Below are 25,059 nucleotides of genomic sequence, written 5' to 3'. Positions count from 1 at the left end.
AAACCCACAATAGCCCGGGTTGAGCCGGCATTCTAGCTGGTTCAGCCCGTGCGCTATTGTAGTAGTTTGAAAACCCAGAATTGAAACCTGAGAAAATAGAACTCAGAGCTCAGAGTCTGGCCTGAAACGCCTGAACTGCGGGCATTGGTCCAGGTGCTCAGCTCTAAAATCTAAGCTTTAAGTGCCAAACAAGAATATATGAACAGCTCCCAGGTATTTGCCCTGCCCACGCCCCTGTCGCTGGAAAGCGGCGCGGTGCTGCCGACGGTGCGGGTAGCCTACCACACCGCGGGCACGCTGAATGCCGCCCGCGACAACATTATCTGGGTGTGCCACGCCCTGACGGCCAACGCCGACGTGCTCAGCTGGTGGCCCGGCCTGTTCGGCCCCGGCGGCCATTTCGACCCCGCCGACTGGTTTATCGTGTGCGCCAACATTCTGGGCTCCTGCTACGGCTCTACCGGTCCGCTCACGCCGGTAGCAGCCGGCGCCGAGCCACTCTACCAGGAGTTTCCGCTGGTGACCATCCGCGACATGGTGGCCGTCCACGAGCAGCTGCGGCAGCAGCTGGGCCTGGCCAAGATTCACACCCTGATTGGCGGCTCGCTGGGCGGGCAGCAGGCGCTGGAGTGGGCCGTGCAGCAGCCCGCCGTGTTCGACCACCTGGTGCTGCTGGCTACCAGCGCCCAGCATTCGCCCTGGGGCATTGCCTTCAACGAGGCCCAGCGGCTGGCCATCTTCGCCGACCCAACCTACTTTTCGGCTACGCCGGACGGGGGAAAGGCCGGGCTGCAGGCGGCCCGGGCCGTGGCCCTGCTCAGCTACCGCAGCTACGACGCCTACGCCGGTAGCCAGGCTGAGCCGGATGGGGAGCGGCTCACCGATTTCCGGGCCAGCTCCTACCAGCAGTACCAGGGCGCCAAGCTCGTGGCCCGCTTCGACGCCTACAGCTACGTGGCCCTGAGCCGGGCCATGGACTCGCACAACGTGGGCCGCGGCCGCGGGGGCGTCGAAACGGCCCTGCGCCACATCCGGGCCCGCACCCTGGTTATCGGCATCAGCTCCGACGTGCTGTTTCCGCCCGCCGAGCAGCAGCTGCTGGCCCGCCACATTGGCGGCGCCCGGTACGCCGAAATGGCTTCCGGCTTCGGCCACGACGGCTTCCTGATTGAAACCGCCCAAATCACTCATCTTCTCGAACGATTCTATGTCCAGTCCTTCGTCCGGTAATTCCGGCTCTACATTAGCGCCAACCCACCCCGCGCCGCTGCGCGTGGGCCTGATCGGGTTTGGCTGCGTGGGCCAGGGAATCTACGACATCCTCCTGCGCCTGCCCGAGTTCGGGGCCGAAGTGCGGCGCATTGCCGTCAAGAACCCCGACAAGGTCCGGTCGTTGCCCGCCGAGCACTTCACCTACCACGCCGATGAGCTACTGGCCGACCCCGCGCTGGACGTGCTGGTGGAGGTAATCGACGATGCGGAGGAGGCGTTTCGGCTCGTGAGCACGGCCCTGCGCCGGGGCCGGCGGGTGGTGACGGCCAACAAGGCCATGGTCGCGCGCCACCTGCCCGAGCTGGTGGCCCTGCAGCAAACCCACGGCGGCACCCTGCTCTACGAGGCGGCCGTCTGCGGCAGCATCCCCGTCATTCGTACCCTGGACGCGTATTTCGGGCAGGAGCCGCTGCGCAGCGTGAGCGGCATCTTCAACGGCTCGTCGAACTACGTGCTGACCCGCATGGGCGCCGAGGGCTCCGACTACGCCCCGGCTTTGGCCGAAGCCCAGGCTAAAGGCTTCGCCGAAACCGACCCCACGCTCGACATGGCCGCTTTCGACCCACGCTCCAAGGCCGTCATCTTGGCGGCCCACGCCTACGGCGTACTGCTGAGGCCGGAGCAGGTGCTGAACCTGGGCATTGAGCACATCGGCGCCACCGACATTGCCTACGCGGGCCTGGAGGGCCAGAAGATAAAGGTGGTAGCCGGCCTCTACCTACTGCCCGACGGCCAGCTGACGGTGCTCGTAACCCCGCAGTTCGTGGGCCGCGAGTCGCCGCTGTACGCCGTAGACGACGAGTTCAACGGCGTTATCATCGAGGCTGAGTTTGCCGGCACCCAGTTTCTGCGGGGCCGGGGCGCGGGCGGCCACCCCACCGGCTCGGCCGTGCTGGCCGATCTGGCGGCCCTGCGCGGCGACTTCCGCTACGCCTACGCCAAGCTGCAGGCCACGCCCCTGGTCTACACCACCGATCTGGAGCTGGAAATCTACCTCCGCACCGACAACGAGCTACTGCTCGACCAGCTCGGCTTCACCGACATCACCGAAGAGGCCGACGAGGACGGCTATATCGTGGGCTTCGTACCGCTCGACGCCCTGCTGCAGCACCGCGACGCGCTGCGCAAAGCCGGCGCCTTCGTGGCCCGTACCGGCAACGTACGGCCGGCCACGGCAGCCCTGGACGAGAAGCAGGGGTTGGAAGAAATCAGCCGCTGATGTAACTATACTTTCTAAAGTGGTACCAAAGGTCCTGCTGAAAACCCGGCCAGATGCTGCGTGGGACTCAGCAGGACCGTTGCAGTAGCCCCCGACTTTGTTGCGTAAGTTCGCGGCTGCTAACTGCTGCCGTATGCCCACTACTCCTCCCGCGCTCCGCGCCGGCGACCAGGTCGCCATTGTCAGTACCGCCCGCAAGGTTTCGGCAGAAGAAGTGGCCGCGGCCGTCGATATCCTCACGGGCTGGGGGCTGACGGTGGTTTTGGGCGAGTCAATTACTGCCGAGCACCACCAGTTTGCCGGCTCCGACGCGCTGCGGGCCCGCGACTTTCAGCACCAGCTCGATGCACCCGAAATCCGCGCTGTCCTGTGCGCCCGCGGCGGCTACGGCACCACCCGCATCATCGACCGGCTCGATTTCTCCGGCTTTGCCCGGCAGCCCAAATGGATTGCCGGCTTCAGCGATATTACTACCCTCAACTGCCATCTGCTGGCTCTGGGCCACGAAAGCATCCACGGCGTGATGCCGCTGCTCTTCAACCAGACCGGGGGCGAAGCAGCGCTGGAAAGCCTGCGCCGGGCCCTGTTTGGCGAGCTGGTGGAGTATGCCGCCCCACCGCACGCGCTGAACCGCCCCGGCTCCGCTACCGGCGAGCTGGTAGGCGGCAACCTGTCGTTGCTGCAGAACCTGACCGGCACGGCCTCCGACTGCCCTACCACCGGCCGCATCCTGTTTCTGGAAGACATCGACGAGTACCTCTACAATATCGACCGGATGCTGGTGCACCTGGACCGCACCGGCAAGCTCCGCGACCTGGCCGGCCTGCTCGTGGGCCACTTCACCGACCCCCACGACAACGCCGTGCCCTTCGGCCAGACGGCCTACGAAATCATCGATACCTACGCCCGCCAGTACGACTTCCCGGTGGCTTATCATTTCCCGGTAGGGCACGAGCCCCAGAATATGGCCTTGATGTGCGGGCGGGTGGCGCGAATGGTAGTGGATGCTGCAGGCACGCGGGTGGAGTATGCGTAAGCTGCCCGAAACTACCTGGCGCTACGCGCCTAGCGCACCACTTTCACCCAGCCGCGAAACTACTGCTGGGTGGAAGTGCTTGAGCCTAACTTACTGGGTCGGGCCGGTATCCACCCGGGCTTCCACGGCTTTCTGCGCCGCGACGGGCACGGCCGACAGCAGGTCGTAACCCGTGGCGGCCTCCAGGGCGTCGACGGTGGTGCGGTAGCCCCCCCAGGCGGGGTCGAGGGCGTTGTCGTTGGGGGTATCTACGGCAATGACGCGGGTCGAGGCACTCACCCGGCCGGCATCCTGCCGGCCCTCGGGCAGCACCACAATAACTTTCCAGATATGGGCGGGTACGGCTACGCGGCCATGGTCGAGCGTGGTTTTAGCCCCGTTTGCGCCCACGCCGCCCGTGCCGTAGCTACCCATGATGACGTACAGCTCATTGCCCGCCCCGGCCAGCGTGCGGCAGTACTCCTCCAGGCCGGCCCAGGTCTGCTGGTTGTTGCGCGGGGCCTGGGGCACCATGTTGGTCATCAGAAACGTCGCCGAGTTGTCGGCCACGGTGGCCGTGCGGTCGGCGCTGGGGCAGTTGTGGCCCCGGTCGAAGCCGGAGCCCACGTAGCTGCCGGCCGCCACCTGGTACCAGCCCGCGGGCAGGCTGGCATCGGCCCGGAAGTCGTCCTGGCGGGGAGCCGGGCCAAGCCAGGCCGGAGCCAGGTGCCAGCTCACCCAGTTCGGAATGCCCTTGTCGCGGTGGTAAGCCAGGATGTACTGGGGTTTAGCCAGCAGGTAGTTGGCCGGTACTGCTTCGTCGGCTACGGCTCCGCTGGGGTTGCCCATAGCCAGGTGGCCGTCGATGGCCGGAGTAGCCGGGGCTACTTCGTCGCGGGAGCAGGCGGCAGCCAGCGCCCCCAGCACCGCAAGGCGGCCGGTAATGTTGAGAAAGCGCAACATGAGGCAAGTAGGATTTGCCAACGCCGCCAGGAGCAGGCGTTGGCAGTGAGACAAAGGGCAGGGCACGAAAAAACACTGCCTGCGCCTGGCAAGCAGTGTTTTAAATTATCGAAGCAGGACTAAAGAGCAAAAAACCGGACTGTTAGTTACTCGCCGTAAATCGTCTGCAGCACCGTCTGGCCCACGGCTTTGAGCGTGCGTTTGTCGATGACGCTCATGTTGTCCTGGGTGGTGTGGTGGTAGGCGGGAAACTCGCCGGCGGGCGAAAAGTCGATGATGTCGATGGTGCGCACCCCGGCCCGGTTGGTGTACACGTGGTCGTCGTCGATGCCGGGGCTGTCCTGGAAGATGAAGTAGTCGGAATAGCCGATCTGGGAGGCCGTGTTCCACACTTTATCCACCACGTCGCGGGCACTTTCGCGCGACTGGCCCTCACGGCTGAACCGGGCGCCCTTGGCTCCCACCATATCCAGCAGAATGCCGTAGCTGGGCTTGTAGTTGGCGGGCAGCATGTGCGCGGCCCAGTACTGCGAGCCCAGGCACCAGCTTTCCTTGCCCTGGGCAGCCAGCTGGTTGGTCAGCTCACCCTGGGTCGAGGAATCGTAGCCGTAGTCCTCGGCATCAAACAGGATGAAGTCGACGCCGACGGCGGGCTGCAGGCTGTCGGGCTGCAGAGCCAGCAGGCGGGCCATTTCCAGGGCCACGCCCACGCCGCTGGCCCCGTCGCAGGCGCCGTCGATGGGCGCGTTCTTGCGCACGGGGTCCTTGTCGCCGAACGGGCGGGTATCCCAGTGGGTGAAGATGGCAATGCGGCGGGCCGCGGTGGGTGCAAACCGGGCCAAGATGTTGCGGGAGCGCAGCAGCTTGCCATCGAAGGCCATGGCCTCAAACGGCTGCTCCTGCACGCTCAGCCCGAAGCTTTTGAACTTCTGAATCACCCAGTCGCCGGTGGCTACGTGGGCCCTGGAGTTGGGCACGCGGGGCCCGAAAGCCACCTGCCTGGCCGTGTAGGCGTAGGCCGAGTCGGCGCTGAAGGCCGGGGCCACGGGCAGCTTGGCTTCCTCCGCAGCGGAGGTATCGGGCGTGTCGGCCGTCTTGGTTGTATCGTCGCCGCAGCCGGTGGCCAGCAGCAGGGCAGCCAGCGCGGAGGCCAGCCAGATCCGGTTATTCTTCATACGCCCAGTCGATGCCGGTTTTAAGGTCTTTGATAATAATGCCCTGCCCCTTGAGGGCGGCCCGGATCTGGTCTACTTTGTCGTAGGCCTTGGCCGTTTTGGCTTCCTGATAAAACTCCAGGGTGAGGGCCAGCAGGTCTTCGGCGTTGGCCCGGGGCTCGTCGGCCAGGCCCAGCACGTCCACCACCAGCGTGCGGTAGGCGGTAGTGGCTTCGGCCAGGGCAGTCGGGCTCACGGCGGCCAGCAAAGTCAGGTTGGCAAAGAAGCCGTTGAACTTGCGCAGCAGGTTAAACAGGCTGGCCATGGCCTTGGCCGTGTTCAGGTCATCGTTGAGGCCCGCGAATACGTCGGCTACGAGCTTGCGCAGCTCCGCGTCGGCGGCGCTGGTATCGGCAGCCTGCTCGGTGCCTTCGGGCAGGCGCAGCTTGTCGAGCAGGCGCAGGCCGTTCATCAGCTTGCGGTAGCCTTTGCGGGCGGCCTGCAGCGCGTCGTCGGAAATGTCGATGGGGCTGCGGTAGTGGGCCTGCAGCAGAAAGAAGCGCGCCACCATCGGCGAGTAGCCCTGCGAGAGAGTCTTGTTGGTGCCCTCAAACAGCTCGGAGATGGTGATGAAGTTGCCGGTAGACTTGCTCATCTTGGTCCCGTTCACCGTTATCATGTTGTGGTGCATCCAGATGCGGGCCTCATCGGAATGGCTGTGGCTGCCCTGGCTCTGGGCTATTTCGCACTCGTGGTGGGGAAACATCAGGTCCAGTCCGCCGCCGTGAATGTCGGACAGCTGCCCCAGGTACTTACGGCTCATGGCCGAGCACTCCAGGTGCCAGCCCGGAAATCCTTCGCCCCAGGGCGAGGGCCAGTGCATCAGGTGCTCGGGCGCGGCCTTTTTCCAGAGGGCAAAATCTACCGGGGAGCGTTTCTCGTCCTGCCCGGCCAGGTTGTCGCGGGAGCCGGTCAGCAGCTCCTCCACCACCCGGTTGGAAAGCTTGCCGTAGGCCCGGCCCGCGGCGTTGTAAGCGGGCACGTCGAAGTACACCGAGCCATTGACTTCGTAGGCGAAGCCGTTGGCCAGGATTTCCTCAATCAGCTGAATCTGCTCGGTGATGTGGCCGGTGGCCCGGGGCTGAATGTCGGGTGGCAGGCAGCCCAGCACTTCGATGTGGCGCTGGTAGAGGTTGGCAAACTGCTCCGCTATCTGCATGGGCTCGAGGTGGCGGACGCGGGCGGCCTTGGCCATCTTGTCCTCGCCCTCGTCGGCGTCGCTTTCCAGGTGGCCCACGTCGGTGATGTTGCGCACGTAGCGCACGGTGTAGCCCAGGTGGCGCAGGTAGCGCGTCAGCACGTCGAATACCACCGGGCCCCGGGCGTTGCCGATGTGGGCCTCGCTATAAACCGTCGGGCCGCAGAGGTAGACGCCGGCAAACGGCGCTTGGACGGGCGTGAAGGGCTCTTTGCGACGCGTAAGGGTATTGTAGAGGGAAAGCGGGTGCTGCATGGAGCAAAAGTAGAAAGATTTAGCGGGCGGCGGGCGCCGGTATGCGCCCGCCGATTTGGCCTGTATGAAACGCTATATAGTCGCTTATTGTCCCGATTCAGTCAAAGGCAGTACTCTGTGAGTACAAAACATGGTTGCGGGAGTATATAAAGTTCCATTAGCAGTACATCCCATTGGCCGGCTGCACTAGCCCCGGCAAAAATTATCCGCCGGCGCTAGCGCAGCCGGTACACGGCCGAGGTCGGGAAATGGTCGGAGTAACCTATTTCGTAGTGGACTTTGAAATCGTCCACAATCCACTGCGGGCCCGCGAACTGGTTGTCGATGCGCACGAAGGGCAGGCGGCCGTTGTAGGTGGCCCCCACGCCGGTGCCCACCGTGGCCCAGGCATTCTGGAAGTGGTCGGCCAACTGGTCGTAGCTGTAGCTGTAGGGCAGGTCGTTGAGGTCGGCGCAGAGCAGCAGCGGGTACGGCGACTTGTCAAAGCGCCGCATCAGCGTATCGATCTGCACGCTGCGCGCCACAAGGCCGCGCTTGTAGCGCCGCATCAGCCCCAGCCCTTTGGCCCGCAGGCCCGCCTTGCTCGAGTAGCTGTCCACAATGTCCTTTTCCTCCATGCTCATGCTCTGCAGGTGGAAGTTGAACACCCGCACCGTGTCGCCGCCGGGCAGCTTCAGGTCGGCGTACATGGCGTGGTTCTGGCTGAGCTTGTCGAAGCTGATGGTGCCGCGCCGCACGATGGGGTAGCGCGAGAAGATGGCCATGCCGAACTCGCCCCCCATCCAGTTGGTCAGCGTTTTGGACACGAACACCTGCCGCCCCGTCTGCCGCCCGATACGCTCCACCGAGCTCATCACATTCTTATCCAGCTTCGACTTGCGGGGCTCATTGTAGAACTCCTGCAGGCAGATGATGTCGGCCGGGTTGGCGGCAATCCACCGGATCATCTTGTCCGGCGACTGCGGGTTGTCGGCGTGCAGCTGCGGGTACACGTTGAAGATGCGCACGTTGGCGCTGAGCAGCCGCACGCGCTGCCCGGGCAGGTCGGCGGCCGGGGCCGAGTGCAGCGGGTGCAGGGCCAGCCCGCGCTGGAAGTGCGGCCAGGTGAGCACGGCCACGATGATGGGCACAGCGGCCACCCGCCAGTTGCGCAGCAGCCAGTACAGGGCCGCGGCCAGGTTCAGCCCCAGGGCCACGGGCAGCGTCAGCGCCACAAAGGAGGCCGGCCAGAACGTGCGCGCCGGAATCTGCGCGCTGGCAATGGCGACCAGCAGCCACCCGATAACGAGCAGAGTACACTTAAAAGCAAAGGAACGACGCACGGCGAAAGGCCCGGGGTGGAAGAGCCGGGCAAAGGTAGAACTTACGGCTGGAATGCGGGGTTGGCTGATTTTGGGGCCAGGTAACCCAACATCTTTCGTTGTAACTTGCCTGTCGTCTTTTCCTCTATAGCATGCTACTTTCTACCATCCGCTATTATCTGCTGCTGCCCCTGCTGCTGGCGGCCCTGCGCCCGGCGGCCGCGCCGCGTCCATCCGAAACGCCGGCCGCCAGCCTGGAATTCGTTGAAAACAAGGGCCAGTGGGATGCCCGGGTGCGGTACGCGGCGGCGCTGCCCGCGGGTCGGCTGTTCGTCACCCCGGCGGGCTTCACCTACTCCTTTATAAGTCCGGCGGCGCTGCGGGCCCACCACGACCACAGCCCCGGGGCTACCGACAAGCTGCCCGCCCACGCGTACTCCGTCACGTTTGAGGGCGGCAGCGCTACCCCGGCCATCAGCGCTGAGCAGCCCACCACCGAGCAGCGCAACTACTTCCGCGGCAACGACCCGGCCCGCTGGGCCAGCCACGTGCGCGGCTTCCGGCAGCTGCGCTACTCCGAGGTGTACCCGGGCATCGGCGTGCACCTCTACGAGAATGCCACCCAGCAGCTGGAGTACGACTTCACGGTGCAGCCCGGGGCGCGCCCCGACCAGATTCGTCTGCGCTACGCGGGGGCCGAGAAGGTGCTGCTTAAGGATGGCAACCTGCTCATCAGCACCTCGGTGGGACTGGTGACCGAGCAGGCCCCGCGCGCCTGGCAGCAGCGCGGCAACCAGCGCGTGCCGGTAGCCTGCGCCTTCGAGCTGAACGGCACCACCGTTTCCTTCCGCCTGGGCCGCTACAACCACCGCCAGCCCCTGCTTATCGACCCGACCGTCATCTTCTCCTCGTTTACCGGCTCGTCCGGCGACAACTGGGGCTTTACGGCCACCTATGATCCGCAGGGCAACATGTATTCCGGCGGCGTGGCCCTGGAGCCGGGCTTCCCCGTCAGCGTTGGCGCCTTCGACCTGAGCTACAACGGCAACGTCGACATTGCCATTATCAAGTACAATACCGCCGTCACCGGCTCCGCGGCCCGGCTGTACGCCACCTACGTGGGCGGCAGCAGCGCCGACTGCCCGCACAGCCTGGTGGTGAATTCGCAGGGGGAGCTGGTGATTCTGGGCTCAACCGGCTCGGCCAACTACCCGGTTACCAGCACCGCCTACGACCGCACGTTCAACGGGGGAATCGGCTTTGAGCCGCTGGGCGGCATCGATTACCCGGTGGGCAGCGACCTGGTTATTACCAAGCTCAAAGCCGACGGCTCGGCCCTGGTGGCTTCTACTTTTCTGGGCGGCACCGGCAACGATGGCCTCAGGCAGGGCACCACGCCCCAAACCGGCGGGGGCCTGGTGCAGAACTACGGCGACCAGTTCCGCGGCGACGTCATCACCGACGGCAGCGGCAACATCTACCTGGCCTCTTCCAGCAGCAGCAACGACTTCCCGGTGCCCAACGGCTTCCAGACCGTCCATAAAGCCGGCAATGATGCCGTGGTCTGCAAGCTGTCGGCCGACCTGCGCACCCTGATCTGGAGCACCCTGCTGGGCAGCAACGGCCACGACGCAGCCTATTCCATCCAGCTTGATGCGGCCCGCACGGTGTACGTGTGCGGCGGCACCCAGGGCACCGACTTTCCTACCACCGCCGGCAGCTTCCGCCCGAACACCAACGGCGGCACCGACGGCTTCGTAGCGCACCTCAGCGCCACCGGCAACACGCTGCTGCAGTCGTCCTATATCGGTACCTCGGCACTGGATCAGGCGTACTTTCTGCAGCTCGACGCGGCCAGCAACGTGTACCTGCTGGGCCAAACGGATGGCACCTACCCCGTCACGCTAGGCCTGTACAATACGCCCAATGCCCGGCAGTTTATCCAGAAGCTCACGCCCACGCTAGCGGCGGGCGTGTACTCCACTACCTTCGGCGTCGGGGCGGCAGGCGGGTTCGGGCCGCATATTTCGCCCACCGCTTTCCTGGTCGATGACTGTGAGCGAATCTACGTCTGCGGCTGGGGCGGCGTGGTCAACTACGACAAGCAAAGCATTGCCTCTTTCCCGGTCACGAACAACGCTATCCAGCGCACTTCCGACGGCTCCGACTTTTACCTGGCCCAGTTCACGCCGGGCATGCAGGGGCTGGAGTACGCCTCCTTTTTCGGGGAAAACGGCGGCCGCGGCGAGCATGTCGACGGCGGCACGTCCCGGTTCGACAAGCGCGGTATCGTCTACCAGGCCGTGTGCGCCGGCTGCGGCAGCTCCTCGGCTTTCCCCATTCTGGCGGGGGTCAACACCTATTCCACCCAAAACAACAGCAGCAACTGCAACAACGCCGCCTTCAAGATGGACTTCGGCAAAGCCCTGGCCGACCCCGGCCCCAACCGCTACGTGTGCGTCAGCGCCACGCCTGTTGTCCTTGGCGGCACTCCGGCCGGCGGCACCTGGGCGGGCCCGGGCGTATCCGTGCGGGCCGGCGGCGGCTTCCAGTTCACGCCTTCGCCGGCGCTGCTGGGCGCCAATATCCTGACCTACACCGTCCCCGTTGCCGGCACCTGCCTCAGCAGCCGCCCGCTGCGCATGACCGTGACGCCGAATGTCCCCGCTTCCTTTGCCCCGCTGCCCTCGCTCTGCCTTGATGGGGCGGCCATTACGCTGGCGGCTTCCCCGCCGGGCGGCACGTTCAGCGGACCCGGCGTTTCGGGCAACCGCTTCAACCCGGCCACCACGGGCGCGGGCACCTTCACGCTGCTCTACACCCTCAACGACACGGTGAGCTGCACGTCCGCCGCCCAGAGCGTCATCGTCAAAAAGCTGCCCGACATCACCGCCGGCCCCGACACCACGCTCTGCTCCGACCAGTTTCAGCCCTTTCAGCTGCAGGGGGCCAAGCCGGGCGGGGGCATCTGGAGCGGACCGGGCGTGACGGCGGCCGGATTGTTTACGCCGCCCAACACCAATAATAAAGGGGCCATCCTGACGCTGCGCTACGCCGTCACCGAAAACGGCTGCACCAACTCCGACCTGCGGCAAGTGGTGCTGGCTCCCACGCCCACGGCCAACGCCCCCCTGAACGTGCCCGAATGCCAGTCGGCCCGGGAGTACGCCGGCCTGGCACCCTTCACCTGCACCTTCGAGGCGGTTTTGGCCGGCGGCACCTACCTCTGGACCTTCGGCGACGGCGCCACCTCCACCGAGGCCGGCCCGACCCACGTTTTCACCGAGCCCGGCAACTACCAGGTCCGCCTGACGGCCCGCTACGCCAACTGCCTGGTGGTAACGTCCTTCCTGCCCGTTTCGGTCGGGGAGGTTTTCGTGCCGAACATCATCACGCCCAACGGCGACTCGCTCAACGAGGCGTTCCGGCCGCGCTTCAGCTGCCTGCCCGCCAGGCTCCAGATTTTCAACCGCTGGGGCACCAAGCTCTACGAAACCGCCAGCTACCGCAACAACTGGCGCGGCGAGAACCTGCCCGACGGCATCTACTATTATTTCCTGGTCGATACCGAGGGCCGCAAAGCCAAGGGCTGGGTGGAGGTAAAGCGCGAGCTGTAGGCCCGGCGTGGGGCCTCTACTTGCGCGCCGCCGGATTTTACCCTATCTTTGCGCCAAGCAATTGACACGGAAGGGGGGACGCACTGTCCCCCCTTTCTTTTGCCACCCAGTTCAACTTCAATGAAATTCGACCGCGCCCGCCTTGCCGAAATGCTCCAGGACAGTATCTCTGACCTGAGCGTATTCGTCATCGACCTCACCATTTCCGACTCGGCCATCCGGCCCAAAGTCACGGCTATCCTGGATGGCGAAGAAGGGCTGGGCATTGATCTGTGCGTGAAAGTAAGCCGCCGGCTGGCCCACCGCATCGATGAGGCCTACGGGGAGGAAGCCAGCTACACGCTGGAAGTCACTTCCCCCGGCGCCGACCAACCCCTGAGCGACCCGCGGCAGTATGCCCGCCACGTGGGCCGCACGCTCAAGCTCACCCTGACCGATGGCACCGAGAAGACCGGCGCTATGGAAGCCGTGGAAGCCGAAGGCATTCAGCTGGCCGAAGAAGTAAAGGTGAAAACCAAAAAGAGCATTCTGCCCGCCGTCCTCGTGCCGTTCGATACCATCAAGGAAGCCCGGGTAGTTATTTCGTTTAAATAAGGTACCGGTCAACTTCCGGCAAAGTCGTTGGCCTTCGTTTGCAATCAATCTACCTCCCCGGCTGCGGCGCCGGCCTTGCGGTGCACGTTACACCCCAACAGGCCAACCTCCGGCTAATAGCTCAACTACTATGAACAGCAACGTCTTAATCGAATCGTTCGCCGAGTTCGCTAGATCCAAGAACATTGACCGCCCCACGATGATGAGCATCCTGGAGGACGTGTTCCGCACGATGATCCGCAAAAAGTACACGACGGACGAGAACTTCGACGTGATTCTGAACGTGGACAAAGGCGACCTGGAAATCTGGCGCAACCGCGAAATCGTGGACGACGACTCCGAGGACATCTGGGATTTCGACAAGATTCCGCTGACCGAGGCCCAGAAGATCGAGGCTGACTTTGAGGTAGGCGAGCAGGTAGCCGAGGAAGTGAAGCTGGAAGATTTCGGCCGCCGCGCCGTGCTCATGGCCCGCCAGACGCTGATTCAGCGCGTGAAGGACTTGGAGCGCGACAACCTCTACCAGCAGTACAAAGACCAGGTCGGCGAAATCGTGACCGGGGAAGTGTACCAGGTGTGGAGCCGCGAGGCGCTGATTCTGGACAAGGAAGAAAACGAGCTGGTGCTGCCGAAAGCGGAGCAGATTCCGAAGGACCGCTACCGCAAGGGCGACACCGTGCGCGCCGTAGTCCACCGCGTCGAAATCATCAACGGCACGCCCAAGATTATCCTCTCGCGTGCGGCTCCGGCATTCCTGGAGCGGCTGTTTGAGCTGGAAGTACCCGAAATCTACGATGGCCTGATCACCATCAAGAACATCGTGCGCGAGCCGGGCGAACGGGCCAAGGTGGCCGTAGAAAGCTACGACGACCGGATTGACCCCGTGGGGGCCTGCGTCGGCATGAAAGGCTCGCGGATTCACGCCGTGGTACGGGAGCTGGAAAACGAGAACATCGACGTCATCAACTACACCGACAACCTGGAGCTGTACATTCAGCGCGCTTTGTCGCCGGCCAAAATCGGCTCGATGCGCATTAATGAACAAACCGGCCGGGTTTCCGTGTTCCTCAAACCCGATCAGGTGAGCCTGGCTATCGGCCGCGGCGGTGCCAACATTAAGTTGGCCAGCCGGTTGGTAGGCATGGAAATCGACGTGTTCCGCGAAGCCGGCGACTACGACGAGGATATTGCGCTCGACGAATTCCAGGACGAAATCGAGCCCTGGGTATTGGAAGAGCTCAAGAAAATCGGTCTCGACACCGGCCGCGCCGTTTTGGCCGTGAGCAAGGAAGACATCGTGCGCCGCACGGAACTGGAGGACGTCACCGTAGAGGACGTGTTCCGCATCATTCGCAACGAATTCGATGATGCCGATCCGGAGGCCGAAACCGAAGAAGAAGCACCAAACTCCGGCGACGCGCAATGAATGCGCGGCGGCCGGTACGGCAAGGGCGCTGAATCATGCTACCTGGCGTGATTTAGCGCCGGCTGGCAAGATTTAATGTAGTACCTTTGTATCTGAATAAGAGTATCGTTCGCGAGCATAGAATGGCGGAAGCAGCACCTAAACGGCTCCAGCAGGCAGCCAAAGACCTGAATATTGGAATGGCTACGGTTGTTGAAACCTTGGCCAAGAAAGGGCATCAGGTAGAAAACAAACCTACCACGAAGCTGACTGCCGAACAGGTGGGCATGCTGGAAAAGGAGTTTGCCTCCTCGGCCCAGGACAAGATGGAAGCGACCAAGCTCACGCAGGCCAAGCGCCAGACGGAGTTGGAAGCGGCCCCCGCGCCCCGGGTTGAGCCCGCAGCTCCCAAGCCCGCGGCTCCTGTGCCAGCGCCGGCCCCCAAGCCGGTGGAAGCCCCTCAGGCTGCGGCAGTGCCGCAACCGGTAGCGCCGGCCCCCGTGGCTGAAGCCAAACCAGAGCCCACGCCGGCTCCGGTGGCTCCCGCCACGGAAGCGCCCAAGGTACCGGGCCTGAAAGTGCTGGGCCGCATCGAGCTGGACGCCAAAGGCCGGCCGGTAGCTCCGAAGCCAGCCCCGGCTCCGGTTGCCGCCGCTCCAGTGGCTGCTGCTGCTGCGCCGGCCGTGGCTCCTGCCCCGAAGCCCGCGCCAGCTCCCGTTGCGGAAGTCAAGCCCGCCGCGCCAGTTGCGGCCCCTGCCCCAGCTGCCGAAGTTGCTCCGGCGCCCCAGGCTACGCCGGCAGAGGCTGCTCCGGTAGCCAAGCCGGCTGCCCCTGCGGCAGAAGTACCGGCGGTGCCGGCTCCCGCCGCCGCTCCGGCTGCGGTGGCCAGCCCACCTGCTGCTCCGGTAGCTCCTAGTGCCACGACGGCTCCGGTGGCCCCCGACGCCTCCGCGGCTGAAGGTGGCGAGGATGCCGGAACCATTGTGGCCAAGGCCGACCAGCTGAAAGGCCTCACAGTTCTCGGCAAGATCGAGCTGCCGATGGATTCCTCGCGCCGCGGGGGCCGCGGGGCTCGTCCGGTGGCTTCGTCCGATGTTCGCAAGAGCGGCCTGAGTCCCGACAAGAAGAAACGTCAGCGCATCCCCGGTCCTGCCGGCGCTATCACCACGCCCGGCGCTGGCACCCAACCGGGTACTGGCGGTGGCTACCAGGGCAACCGCCCCGCCGGTGGTCCCGGCCAGCGCCCCGGCGGCCCCGGTCAGGGTCCGCGCACGGGTCCGGGCCAGCGGCCCCCGAGCACCTTGCGGCCGACCATCGGCCCTGGCTCGCCCGGTGCTGCCAATACGCCCGAGCAGAACGACAAGCAGATTCAGGAGCAGATCAAGGCGACGCTGGCCAAGCTCAGCGGCGGCCGCGGTGGCAACAATAACAACCGTGCGAAATACCGCCGCGACAAGCGGGCCGGTGGGGCGGAGGATCGGGAAGCCCAGCGCGCTCAGAACGAGCTGGACGCCAAGATTCTAAAAGTAACCGAGTTCATCTCGGCCAATGATCTGGCTTCGCTGATGGACGTCTCGGTGAACGAAGTCATCAAGGTGTGTCTGAACATGGGCATGTTCATCTCCATCAACCAGCGTCTCGATGCAGAAGCTATTACGGTAGTGGCCGACGAGTTCGGCTACGACGTGGAGTTCCTGTCGGCGGAGGAAGAGGAAGGCGACGTTACTATTGAAGAAAACGAGGAAGACCTGGTTTCCCGCGCTCCGATTGTGACCATCATGGGCCACGTCGACCACGGCAAGACCTCCCTGCTTGACTACATCCGGAACGCCACGGTAGCCAAAGGCGAAGCCGGCGGTATCACCCAGCACATTGGGGCCTACGACGTAATGACGGCTTCCAACAAGCGGGTTACGTTCCTCGATACGCCGGGTCACGAAGCCTTTACGGCCATGCGGGCCCGCGGTGCCAAAGTCACTGACATTGCCATCATCGTCATTGCGGCCGACGACTCCGTGATGCCGCAGACCCGGGAAGCCATCAACCACGCGCAAGCGGCGGGTGTGCCCATCGTTATTGCGATGAACAAGATTGACAAGCCGGGGGCCAACTCCGATAAGATCCGTGAGGAGCTGTCGGCGATGAATATCCTGGTGGAAGAGTGGGGCGGCAAGTACCAGTCGCAGGAAGTATCGGCCAAGTCGGGCCTCGGCATCGAGGACTTGCTGGAAAAGGTACTGCTCGAAGCCGAACTGCTCGAACTCAAAGCCAACCCCGACCGCAACGCCGTGGGTACCGTTATCGAAGCCATGCTGGACAAAGGCCGCGGCTACGTCACGACGGTACTGGTGCAGACCGGCACGCTGAAAGTGGGCGACGTGGTACTGGCGGGGCCGCACTACGGCCGCGTGAAGGCCATGACCGACCACCGCGGCAAGAAGATGAAGCAGGCTGGTCCGGCCACGCCGGTACAGGTGCTCGGTCTGACCGGCGCGCCGCAGGCCGGCGACAAAATCCAGGTGATGGAAACCGAGCGCGAAGCCCGGGAACTGGCTACCCAGCGTCAGCAGCTCTCGCGTGAGCAGAGCATGCGGACCAAGAAGCACATCACCCTGGACGAGATTGGTCGCCGTCTGGCCATCGGCTCGTTCAAGGAGCTTAACGTGATTGTAAAAGGTGACGTGGACGGCTCGGTGGAAGCTCTCTCTGACTCGCTGCTCAAGCTGAGCACGCCGGAGGTGAAGGTGAACATCCTCGCCAAAGGTGTGGGTGCCATCTCCGAATCCGACGTCTTGCTGGCTTCGGCTTCCGACGCCATCATCATCGGCTTCCAGGTGCGGCCCTCGCAGAGTGCCCGCAAGCTGGCCGAGCAGGAGCAGATTGACATCCGCCTCTACTCGATTATCTACAATGCCATCAACGAGGTGAAGGATGCCATGGAAGGCATGCTGGCCCCGACGGTGCAGGAAATCGTGGTGGCCAACGCCGAGGTGCGGCAGGTCTTCAACATCACCAAGGTCGGTACCATTGCCGGCTGTATGGTGACGGAAGGCAGCTTCACCCGCCGGACCCGCGTGCGGGTGGTGCGCAACGGCATCGTAGTGTACTCGGGCGAAATCCAGGACCTGAAGCGCTACAAAGACGACGTGTCGGAAGTACGCCAGGGTTACGAGTGCGGTATTTCGGTGAAAGGCTTCAACGAGTTGCAGGAAGGTGACAACATTGAGGGCTTCGAAGAGAAAGAAGTGAAGCGGACGCTGTAAGCAGCGCACGCCATTCGATAAGTACGGGAAGCCCCGGCCAGCACTGGCCGGGGCTTTTTGCTGGCCGGTCCAGACGGTTTTCGGGTCTTTTGGCGTTGTCACATCATCATGTTATTGCCCTTCGCGGCCGTGCGCCGTAATTTGCATCAATTCAGGAACAAATTACACTCCTTGAATAAACTCTTAGCTGCTCCCTCCTTCCCGCTATGAAAACCCTTACCTCCTCCCTGTTTCTGATAACGGTCGTAGCAAGTATGCCGGCCCTGGCCCAAACCGCTATCCGCCGCCCGGCTACCAGTTCAGGTCCTACCAAAACTGTCGGTGTGCCCAAGAATACCACTGTTAAAGCCAACACTACCCCGGCTCTTGCCAGCCGCGCCGCGGCCAGGCCTGCTCCCGTCCGCCCGGTTACGCCCGCGCCGCAAGCGGCCCCTGCTCCCTCCCGCGGGGCGGCTGAGCCGGCTTCAGCGACCCCGCAGGTTGCGGCTGCCCCGGTAGTGCCCAATGCCACCGGAGAGCTGTTTGAGAAAGGCACCACGATGGTTAACCTGGGAGTAGGACTGGGGCTGGGCTATGCCGGCTACTACGGCACGCTCAAATCGACGCCTGCCCTGAGCGTGTCGGCAGAGCGGGGCGTGCTTGACGGGGTGGGACCGGGCACGATTGGTATCGGGGGCCTGATCGGGTACAAAGCGTACCACTACAACTATGGCACCGGCAACTACAAAGCTACCTGGACCAACGTGCTGGTATCCGTGCGGGGCACGTATCACTACAACCTGCTCCAACACCCCAAGCTGGATACCTACGGCGGCGTAAGCATGGGGGTGCGGGTGCAGACATGGAAGGATACGTTTTACGACAGCTCCCCCACTACGCAAGGGTATACCGCCAACTCCGTCCACGTGATGCCCGGCGTGTTTGTGGGCGCCCGCTACTTCCTGACCGACAACCTTGGCGCCTTCACCGAGGTCGGCTATGACATGAGCTACCTGAAGCTTGGCCTCACGGCCCGGTTCTAGGATGCCCCAAGTGGTTTGCTCACTTATTTCTGAGTTTGTCATGCTGAAATCAGTCCTCTTTCCGGCTTCAGGCGTGCTGGCTCTGGTCCTGCTGGGTTCCTGCGAACAAGTCCAGGCAAGCCCAAACGCCCCCGTAGCGGCCTGAGGCAGAAGGCGCTCATTGCCCCGCTACTCTCCTGGCTACGACTGGTGAGCCAACATCCGGGAGCACCCGCTTCCGGATGTTGACTTCCTTCCCCTCAATACGCTGGCTGCCCATACCGGCCAGCCAGCAGCCTCCTTCTTTAGTACAGCCGAGGGCGAACGGTGGCCTTGGAGTACTAAAGACGCAAAAAGCCCCGAAGCTCTGCTTCGGGGCTTTTTTATGGCCTGGTTTCGGTTAGAAAAACAGGAAGTGCTTCTTCTTTTTGTGATTCAGCGGCTGGCCTTTGGGGTCGATGCCCCCGGCCCGGCGGCTTACGCCACGCTTCTGCTGGGCAGTGCCGCGCTTGTCCTTAAACTTGAGTACGCTAAAGCCGCCGCTGCCCTTTTCCATCTGGCGGGCCGGGCCCGACGAGCGGCCGAAGCTGGTGTTGGCCGTGCCGCCCCCGGCGCGGGCTTCCAGCACTTCCAGCTGCTGGTCGCGCTTTGCTTCATTGGGGTTCATGCTCATGCGCTGCTGCATGCGGGCAATATCCTCGCCGGAGGCCTTGCGCGACTTGCGCGCCGCTTTCTGCGCCTGCTCGGAGTCGGGACGCCCGGTGGCTTGGGCGTGGGCCTGGTGGGCCAACAGTCCCGTGGCGGCCAGAAGCGTAGCGGCAATCAGCTTTTTCATGCGAAGAGGTGTGGTAGAAAGCGGGTGGAAAGGCGCCGGCCCGGGTGAGGCCTGGCAGAGTTGGCCGAAAAACCGGTGGGCGACAAAGATAGTTCAATTCCTTAAAACTTGTAGGTCAGCCCGATACCCAGGGTTTCTTTGAACTGAATGCGCCGGCCGCGGCTGTCGGGCACGCCGTCTTCATTCTGATCCAGGGGTACCAGTACGTCGTCGTCGTACACGAGGTTGGTGGTAATGCTGCTGCTGATAAACTTGTTCACCTTGAAGCTGATCAACGTTTCCCAGTTTACGTCGATGTTATCGGGGTTGTGCAGGTAGTTGCTGAACAGGTCCAGCTTGGTTTGAAACACCACGTTTTCCCACAGCGGCTTGCGGTACTTCACGTTCAGGTAGGCCCCTAGCTCTTTGCGGAACCGCTGGCCCGTGCCCGCAACGATACGGCCGTCGGCGGTCCGGTCGGCGGCTTCCACGCCGAAAGCGCCGGCGTCGGCCAGGGTCTGGCTGGCTACCACGGTAAACTTGCCGGTGACAGGCGACAAAAACACCGACAGCTGGTCGTTGGGCTTGTAGTCGATGCCGATGGAGGTGAGAATGAAGGCCGGCGCGAAAAAGGCCGACAGCAGCGAGTCGGGCCGGTCAATGGCCTTGGTGGGCGTAAGCTGGGTTTTGACGTTGACCTGGCCGGCGTAGTACAGCACTTTGGTGAACTGGTGCCCGTATTTGGCGTTGAACTCCAGCTTGTCGTCGTTTTTGCGCATACGGGCCTTCCCCGATTTGAGCGTACCAAACAGCAGATCCAGGGACGTGTCGAAGGTATTCTCGCCGCGGCGGTGGTGGGCAAACACGTTGCCGATGGCCAGCACCGACAAGGAGCTTTGCCCGCCCGGAGCCCAGTTGGTCAGGCTCACCTGGCTTAGGTTCAGCGTGCCCACACCGCCGCGCCGCCAGCCCTGCACGGTGTCGGGGGCGGCGGCCGAGGCTTCGGAGGTCTGGGCGCGGGCGGCCAGCGGCAGGCTCAGGGCGAGGAGCACCCAGCCCAGGACTTGGCCCAGGCGGGAAAAATGGTAGCGGTATAGCATAGCGGGAGCAGGAAAAAGAAAGCCGGCCCGGGCTCCGGTCAGAGCTTGGGTCGGCTAAAGTAAGCGGGCAGCGGCAATTAGCGGCGGTTCAGCGCGTCGCGGATTTCCATGAGCAGCAGCTGGTCTTTGGTAGGACCCGGTTCCGCCACCACGGCTACTTCCGCGGGCCGCTTGAAGCGGTTGGCAAACTTGACGATGAGAAAAACGCAGAAGGCAATGATGACGAAGTACAGGATGGCATTCAGAAACAGGCCAAAGTTGAGCGTGGCCGCCCCGGCCGCCTTGGCCTTCTCAATGGTGTCGTAGCTCTGGCCGTCGAGGGCGTAAAACCAGTTTTTGAAATCGAGGCCGCCGGTGGCCAGCCCGATAATGGGCAGCAGGATGTCTTCCGTCAGGGAAGTCACTATTTTCCCAAAAGCACCGCCAATAATGACGCCGACCGCCAGATCGAGCACGTTCCCCTTGGAAACAAACTCTTTGAACTCCGAGGCAAATCCCATGCGCTAGTGCTGATTAAAGTGAAGAAAAAGAAGGATTACGGGGGTAAATATAGAAACTTACCAATACCAACTCCGGCCGCCCGGGGTAAATGTAGCTCAACCACTTAGCCCGACCCGGGCGCTTTCGGCCAACGCTCCGGTTTGAGCGCCCAAAGCCCTTGCCGGGCTGTTTAGGCTCCCAAACCCCGAAAAACTACCGCCGCAGTTTTGCTCTATCTTTGCGGCCGTTCTTTCTTTCCCTCCTCGCCATGGCCTCCTTCGAAAACCTGCTCTACGCCCCCGACGCCGCCTCCGGTATCCTGACCATCACCATCAACCGCCCCACCAAGCTCAACGCCCTGAACGGGGCTACTATTGAGGAAATCCGGCAGGCCGTGCAGCTGGCCCTCGACGATAAGCAGGTGCGGGGCATCATCCTGACGGGCAGCGGGGAAAAGGCTTTCGTGGCCGGGGCCGACATTTCGGAGCTGGCCGCCCTGAACGACATCAGCGGCCGCCGCGCCGCCGAGCAGGGACAGGAAGCCTTTTGCCTGATCGAGGAAAGCCCCAAGCCCGTCATTGCCGCCGTCAACGGCTTCGCCCTGGGCGGGGGCTGCGAGCTGGCCATGGCCTGCCACCTGCGCATCGCCTCCGACAATGCCCGCTTCGGCCAGCCCGAGGTGAATCTGGGCCTGGTACCCGGCTACGGCGGCACCCAGCGCCTCACCCAGCTCATCGGCAAAGCCAAAGCCCTGGAGCTGCTGCTGACGGCCGACCTGATCAAGGCCGATGAAGCCCTGCGCCTGGGCCTGGTCAACCACGTGGTGCCCCAGGCCGAGCTGCTGGGCTTTTGCCAGGCGCTGCTGGCCCGCATCCTGACCAAAGCGCCCCTGGCCGTGGGCATGATTATCGACTGCGTGAATGCCTACCACGACAAGGAGCGGCACGGCTACCAGACCGAGGCCACCCTGTTCGGCCGCGCTTTCGGCACCGAGGACTTCCGCGAAGGCACCGCCGCTTTCCTCGAAAAGCGCCCGGCAGCTTTTAAAGGCAATTAAAAATTTGAGAATTAAAAATTTCGGGAATGACGAAACGAGGCTGGCCAGTTTGGGCGGCCAGGCAATTCTTCGTTTTCAATTCTCAATTTTTAGTTGAAAAGATGGGCATCGCAAAAAAACTGGCCGGCCAGACCGCCGTGTATGGCGTGAGCAGCATCCTGGGCCGCGTGCTGACGTTTCTGCTGGTGCCGCTGTACACGCGCAAGTTTGCCGCCGCCGAGTACGGCGTCGTGACGGAGCTGTTTTCGTACGTGGCGTTTTTCAACATCCTGTTTACCTACGGGATGGAGACGACCTACTTCCGCTTCGCCAATCAGCCCGGGGCCGACCGGCAAGCCCTTTACAGTAAGGTATTCAGCCTGCTGTTGGTGAGCAGCGCCCTGTTCAGCGGCGTGTTCGTCCTGTTGGCCGCGCCCATTACGGCCGTGCTGGAGTATCCGCCGGAGCTGACGAAGTACATCGTCTGGCTGGCCCTGATTATGGGCGTCGATGCGGCCACGGCCATTCCGTTTGCCCGCCTGCGCCTGGAAAATAAGGCCAGGAAAGTCGCGACGGTGCGCTTTCTCAACATCCTGGTCAACGTCGGGCTGAACCTGTTCTTCATCGTGCTCTGCCGCGACGTGGCCGCCGGTAAGTACCTGCCCGGGCTGCGGCCCTTCGTGGCGGCCATCTACAACCCCGCCCTGGGCGTGGGCTACGTGTTTCTGGCCAACCTGATTGCCAACGCGCTGTACATTCCGCTGCTGTGGCGGGAGCTGAGCGACTTCCGCTTCCGCCTCGACCTGGCGGTGCTCCGGCCCATGCTCAGGTACGCCTACCCGCTGATGCTGATGGGGCTGGCCGGCATGGTGAACGAGACGCTGGACCGGCCCCTGCTCAAGTACTGGCTGCCCGCCGGCTTCTACCCCGGGCAGTCGAACATGACGGCGGTGGGCATCTACGGAGCCTGCTACAAGTTTGCCATGTTTATGACGCTCGTCATTCAGGCCTTCCGCTACGCGGCCGAGCCGTTCTTTTTCGCCCAGTCCACGGATAAGAACTCCCCGGCCACGTTTGCCCTGATCCTGAAGTGGTTTACGCTCTGCTGCACGTTCATCTTCGTGTTTATCAGCCTCAACGTGGAGGACTTTGCCGAGTTTCTGCTGGGCCGCCCCGAATACCGCGCCGGGCTCGACATCGTGCCGATTCTGCTGCTGGCCAACCTGTTTCTGGGCATGTACTACAACCTGGCAGTGTGGTTTAAGCTCACCGACAAAACCTACTACGGCACCTACATCAGCTTCGGCGGCGCCTTTCTGACCATCCTGCTCAACTTCTTCCTGATTCCGCTCATCGGCTACCTGGGCAGCGCTGTTACCACGCTGGCCTGCTACTTTATGATGGCCGCCGTGTGCTGGTATCTGGGCAATAAGCACTACCCGATTCCCTACCCCATGCGGCGCCTGGGCCTGTGGCTGGGGCTGGCCATGGGCGTGGTGGCGCTGGGCTGGTTTCTGCCCGTAGCCGACTACTGGCTGCGCCACGCTTTCCACCTGGGGCTGTGCGCCGCCTTTGCCGGGGCGGTTTTCCTGGTCGAGCGGCCCCGCACCGGCGTGGTGCCCCCGGCTTAAACCCCGGTGGCCGGCCGCGGCCGGAGCCCGGCCTGTAATTCCTGAATCATAGTCGGCCTTTCCAAAACCATATCCATTCGCGGCCCTATCTTTACGGCCTGAACCGCTTGCTGCCCTTGCTGATGCAAATTCCCGTTATCAACCGCTCCCGCCACCCGCTGCCCGAGTACCAGACGGCCCACGCCGCGGGCCTAGACGTGCGGGCCAACCTCGCCGAGCCCGTTACGTTGAAGCCCCTGCAGCGCGCCCTGATTCCCACGGGCCTGTTTCTGGAAATTCCGGTGGGCTACGAAGTGCAGGTGCGGCCCCGCTCCGGCCTGGCCTACAAGCACGGCATCGGCATCGTCAACAGCCCCGGCACCATCGACGCCGACTACCGCGGCGAGCTGAAGGTGCTGCTGGTAAATCTGTCGGATCAGGAATTCGTGGTGCAGGACGGGGAGCGAATTGCGCAGCTCGTGGTGGCCCGCCACGAAACGGTGGCCTGGCAGCCCGCGGCGGCGCTGACCGAAACCCAGCGCGGCACCGGCGGCTACGGCAGCACCGGCGTACAGTAAGCGGCGGCCACCCTCTCATCATCTGACTAACCAACTCCATCACCCTACGCCTCAACCAACTCCTACTATGAAAATCATTGTTCCGATGGCCGGCATGGGCAAACGCATGCGCCCCCACACGCTCACCGTGCCCAAGCCCCTGATTCCCATTGCCGGCAAACCCATCGTGCAGCGGTTGGTAGAAGATATCGCCAAGGTTTGCGGGGAGCCCGTGGACGAAGTAGCCTTCATCATCGGACGCTTCGGGGCGGAAGTGGAAAAGAGTCTGATTGCCATTGCCGAGTCCGTGGGCGCTAAAGGCACCATCGTGTACCAGGACGAGCCGCTGGGCACGGCCCACGCCATTCTGTGCGCCAAAGATTCGCTGAGCGGCCCGCTGGTGGTAGCCTTTGCCGACACCCTGTTCAAGGCGGACTTTATCCTGGACAGCTCCGCGGCCGGCACCATCTGGGTGCAGCGCGTCGACGACCCCAAGCCGTTCGGCGTGGTGAAGCTCGACGCCAGCGGCCAGATCACCGACTTCGTGGAAAAGCCCCAGGAGTTCGTGTCCGACCTGGCCATTATCGGTATCTACTACTTCCAGGACGGCGCCTACCTGCGCGACGAGCTGCAGTTCCTGCTCGACCACGACATCAAGGATAAAGGCGAGTACCAGCTCACCAACGCCCTGGAAAACATGAAGAACAAGGGCACCACGTTCGTGCCCGGCCGCGTGACGGAATGGCTCGACTGCGGCAACAAGGACGCCACGGTCTTCACCAACCAGCGCTACCTCGAATACCTGCAGGAGCGCGGCGAAGAGCTGGTGGCCAAATCAGCCAAGATTACCAACAGCGTCCTGATTCCGCCGGTGTACATCGGGGAAAATGCCATTATCACCGATTCCGTGGTAGGGCCGCACGTGTCGCTGGGCAGCCAGAGCAACGTGCGCAGCTCGGTGGTGTCCAACTCCATCGTGCAGCAGTCGGCTACGGTACTGCACGCCAACGTGGCCAACTCGATGATCGGCAACCACGCCACGGTAACCGGCACGCCGGATGATCTGAGCCTGGGAGACTACAACACGCTGCGCGTGTGATATTTTTCCGGCGTCTGATGTTAGCAGTAGCGCGGGCGTCTGTCCG

The 25,059-nt window shown here is 63.4% G+C and carries 19 protein-coding genes; 12 read left to right on the top strand and 7 right to left on the bottom strand.

All coding sequences use genetic code 11. From position 1 onward, the window contains the following. Window positions 1–198: 198 nt before the first annotated feature. The 3 genes from ABD842_RS03750 to ABD842_RS03740 all read left to right on the top strand — a co-directional run bounded on the left by ABD842_RS03750 (window position 199) and on the right by ABD842_RS03740 (window position 3,527). On the top strand, window positions 199–1,230 hold the full coding sequence (locus tag ABD842_RS03750; protein ID WP_345110259.1) for a homoserine O-acetyltransferase family protein: 1,032 nt from the start codon (window positions 199–201) through the stop codon (window positions 1,228–1,230). Next, the gene (locus tag ABD842_RS03745; protein WP_345110256.1) at window positions 1,208–2,491 is read left to right on the top strand and encodes a homoserine dehydrogenase; all 1,284 of its coding nucleotides are present in this window, start codon (window positions 1,208–1,210) and stop codon (window positions 2,489–2,491) included. The genes ABD842_RS03750 and ABD842_RS03745 overlap by 23 nt, the downstream gene beginning before the upstream one ends. A 133-nt stretch (window positions 2,492–2,624) precedes the next feature. Further along, on the top strand, window positions 2,625–3,527 hold the full coding sequence (locus tag ABD842_RS03740; protein WP_345110253.1) for a S66 peptidase family protein: 903 nt from the start codon (window positions 2,625–2,627) through the stop codon (window positions 3,525–3,527). A gap of 90 nt (window positions 3,528–3,617) precedes the next feature. Here the strand turns inward: ABD842_RS03740 and ABD842_RS03735 are convergent, their stop codons facing one another. From ABD842_RS03735 to ABD842_RS03720, 4 genes are all read right to left on the bottom strand, one after another. Beyond that, a complete protein-coding gene (locus ABD842_RS03735; RefSeq protein WP_345110250.1) occupies window positions 3,618–4,469 on the bottom strand; it encodes a DNA/RNA non-specific endonuclease in 852 nt (283 codons plus the stop codon). 146 nt (window positions 4,470–4,615) lie between these two features. Next, window positions 4,616–5,644 carry a M28 family peptidase gene (locus tag ABD842_RS03730; protein ID WP_345110247.1) on the bottom strand — a complete coding sequence of 343 codons (1,029 nt, stop codon included), beginning with the start codon at window positions 5,642–5,644 and terminating at the stop codon, window positions 4,616–4,618. Beyond that, complete coding sequence (gene cysS / locus ABD842_RS03725) at window positions 5,634–7,136, bottom strand: cysteine--tRNA ligase (RefSeq protein ID WP_345110244.1); 1,503 nt, start codon at window positions 7,134–7,136, stop codon at window positions 5,634–5,636. The genes ABD842_RS03730 and cysS overlap by 11 nt, the downstream gene beginning before the upstream one ends. Window positions 7,137–7,351: 215 nt before the next feature. Then, on the bottom strand, window positions 7,352–8,458 hold the full coding sequence (locus ABD842_RS03720; protein WP_345110241.1) for an endonuclease/exonuclease/phosphatase family protein: 1,107 nt from the start codon (window positions 8,456–8,458) through the stop codon (window positions 7,352–7,354). Between the two features lie 131 nt (window positions 8,459–8,589). On the opposite strand from ABD842_RS03720, the gene ABD842_RS03715 reads away from it, so the two are divergent. The 5 genes from ABD842_RS03715 (at window position 8,590) to ABD842_RS03695 (ending at window position 18,338) form a co-directional block, all read left to right on the top strand. Next, a complete protein-coding gene (locus ABD842_RS03715) occupies window positions 8,590–12,054 on the top strand; it encodes a DUF7948 domain-containing protein (protein ID WP_345110239.1) in 3,465 nt (1,154 codons plus the stop codon). 120 nt (window positions 12,055–12,174) lie between these two features. After that, a complete protein-coding gene (locus ABD842_RS03710; RefSeq protein ID WP_345110236.1) occupies window positions 12,175–12,648 on the top strand; it encodes a ribosome maturation factor RimP in 474 nt (157 codons plus the stop codon). Window positions 12,649–12,778: 130 nt separating this feature from the next. Next, window positions 12,779–14,074, top strand: coding sequence for a transcription termination factor NusA (gene nusA / locus ABD842_RS03705; protein ID WP_345110234.1), 1,296 nt, complete (start codon window positions 12,779–12,781; stop codon window positions 14,072–14,074). Between the two features lie 122 nt (window positions 14,075–14,196). Further along, entirely contained in the window at window positions 14,197–17,316 is a 3,120-nt protein-coding gene (infB, locus tag ABD842_RS03700; protein WP_345110231.1) for a translation initiation factor IF-2, read from the top strand. Window positions 17,317–17,522: 206 nt separating this feature from the next. Continuing rightward, on the top strand, window positions 17,523–18,338 hold the full coding sequence (locus tag ABD842_RS03695) for a hypothetical protein (protein WP_345110228.1): 816 nt from the start codon (window positions 17,523–17,525) through the stop codon (window positions 18,336–18,338). 379 nt (window positions 18,339–18,717) lie between these two features. On the opposite strand, the gene ABD842_RS03690 is transcribed toward ABD842_RS03695, so the two are convergent. From ABD842_RS03690 to mscL, 3 genes are all read right to left on the bottom strand, one after another. Continuing rightward, window positions 18,718–19,152 carry a hypothetical protein gene (locus ABD842_RS03690; protein ID WP_345110225.1) on the bottom strand — a complete coding sequence of 145 codons (435 nt, stop codon included), beginning with the start codon at window positions 19,150–19,152 and terminating at the stop codon, window positions 18,718–18,720. Window positions 19,153–19,253: 101 nt separating this feature from the next. Beyond that, window positions 19,254–20,231 (bottom strand): DUF3078 domain-containing protein, encoded by a 978-nt coding sequence (locus tag ABD842_RS03685; RefSeq protein ID WP_345110223.1) that lies wholly within the window; start codon window positions 20,229–20,231, stop codon window positions 19,254–19,256. A gap of 77 nt (window positions 20,232–20,308) precedes the next feature. Beyond that, entirely contained in the window at window positions 20,309–20,731 is a 423-nt protein-coding gene (mscL, locus tag ABD842_RS03680; RefSeq protein WP_345110220.1) for a large conductance mechanosensitive channel protein MscL, read from the bottom strand. Between the two features lie 248 nt (window positions 20,732–20,979). On the opposite strand from mscL, the gene ABD842_RS03675 reads away from it, so the two are divergent. The 4 genes from ABD842_RS03675 (at window position 20,980) to ABD842_RS03660 (ending at window position 25,013) form a co-directional block, all read left to right on the top strand. Next, window positions 20,980–21,768 (top strand): enoyl-CoA hydratase/isomerase family protein, encoded by a 789-nt coding sequence (locus ABD842_RS03675; protein WP_345110218.1) that lies wholly within the window; start codon window positions 20,980–20,982, stop codon window positions 21,766–21,768. A 101-nt stretch (window positions 21,769–21,869) separates the two neighbouring features. After that, window positions 21,870–23,378 carry a lipopolysaccharide biosynthesis protein gene (locus tag ABD842_RS03670; protein ID WP_345110215.1) on the top strand — a complete coding sequence of 503 codons (1,509 nt, stop codon included), beginning with the start codon at window positions 21,870–21,872 and terminating at the stop codon, window positions 23,376–23,378. 122 nt (window positions 23,379–23,500) lie between these two features. Then, entirely contained in the window at window positions 23,501–23,935 is a 435-nt protein-coding gene (gene dut, locus ABD842_RS03665; RefSeq protein WP_345110212.1) for a dUTP diphosphatase, read from the top strand. A 67-nt stretch (window positions 23,936–24,002) separates the two neighbouring features. After that, entirely contained in the window at window positions 24,003–25,013 is a 1,011-nt protein-coding gene (locus ABD842_RS03660) for a sugar phosphate nucleotidyltransferase (RefSeq protein WP_345110209.1), read from the top strand. The last annotated feature ends 46 nt before the right edge of the window (window positions 25,014–25,059 follow it).

It is taken from the genome of Hymenobacter algoricola (assembly GCF_039539525.1).
Taxonomy (GTDB): Bacteria; Bacteroidota; Bacteroidia; order Cytophagales; family Hymenobacteraceae; genus Hymenobacter; species Hymenobacter algoricola.
This window is presented reverse-complemented; position numbering and strand designations above follow the sequence as displayed.

Coding starts and splice junctions, on each gene's coding strand:
- ABD842_RS03675 (WP_345110218.1), top strand. CDS start 20,980: ATGGCCTCCTTCGAAAACCTGCTCTACGCCCCCGACGCCGCCTCCGGT.
- ABD842_RS03685 (WP_345110223.1), bottom strand. CDS start 20,231: ATGCTATACCGCTACCATTTTTCCCGCCTGGGCCAAGTCCTGGGCTGG.
- ABD842_RS03745 (WP_345110256.1), top strand. CDS start 1,208: ATGTCCAGTCCTTCGTCCGGTAATTCCGGCTCTACATTAGCGCCAACC.
- ABD842_RS03730 (WP_345110247.1), bottom strand. CDS start 5,644: ATGAAGAATAACCGGATCTGGCTGGCCTCCGCGCTGGCTGCCCTGCTG.
- nusA (WP_345110234.1), top strand. CDS start 12,779: ATGAACAGCAACGTCTTAATCGAATCGTTCGCCGAGTTCGCTAGATCC.
- cysS (WP_345110244.1), bottom strand. CDS start 7,136: ATGCAGCACCCGCTTTCCCTCTACAATACCCTTACGCGTCGCAAAGAG.
- dut (WP_345110212.1), top strand. CDS start 23,501: ATGCAAATTCCCGTTATCAACCGCTCCCGCCACCCGCTGCCCGAGTAC.
- infB (WP_345110231.1), top strand. CDS start 14,197: ATGGCGGAAGCAGCACCTAAACGGCTCCAGCAGGCAGCCAAAGACCTG.
- ABD842_RS03710 (WP_345110236.1), top strand. CDS start 12,175: ATGAAATTCGACCGCGCCCGCCTTGCCGAAATGCTCCAGGACAGTATC.
- ABD842_RS03750 (WP_345110259.1), top strand. CDS start 199: ATGAACAGCTCCCAGGTATTTGCCCTGCCCACGCCCCTGTCGCTGGAA.
- ABD842_RS03690 (WP_345110225.1), bottom strand. CDS start 19,152: ATGAAAAAGCTGATTGCCGCTACGCTTCTGGCCGCCACGGGACTGTTG.
- ABD842_RS03740 (WP_345110253.1), top strand. CDS start 2,625: ATGCCCACTACTCCTCCCGCGCTCCGCGCCGGCGACCAGGTCGCCATT.
- ABD842_RS03660 (WP_345110209.1), top strand. CDS start 24,003: ATGAAAATCATTGTTCCGATGGCCGGCATGGGCAAACGCATGCGCCCC.
- ABD842_RS03735 (WP_345110250.1), bottom strand. CDS start 4,469: ATGTTGCGCTTTCTCAACATTACCGGCCGCCTTGCGGTGCTGGGGGCG.
- mscL (WP_345110220.1), bottom strand. CDS start 20,731: ATGGGATTTGCCTCGGAGTTCAAAGAGTTTGTTTCCAAGGGGAACGTG.
- ABD842_RS03695 (WP_345110228.1), top strand. CDS start 17,523: ATGAAAACCCTTACCTCCTCCCTGTTTCTGATAACGGTCGTAGCAAGT.
- ABD842_RS03670 (WP_345110215.1), top strand. CDS start 21,870: ATGGGCATCGCAAAAAAACTGGCCGGCCAGACCGCCGTGTATGGCGTG.
- ABD842_RS03715 (WP_345110239.1), top strand. CDS start 8,590: ATGCTACTTTCTACCATCCGCTATTATCTGCTGCTGCCCCTGCTGCTG.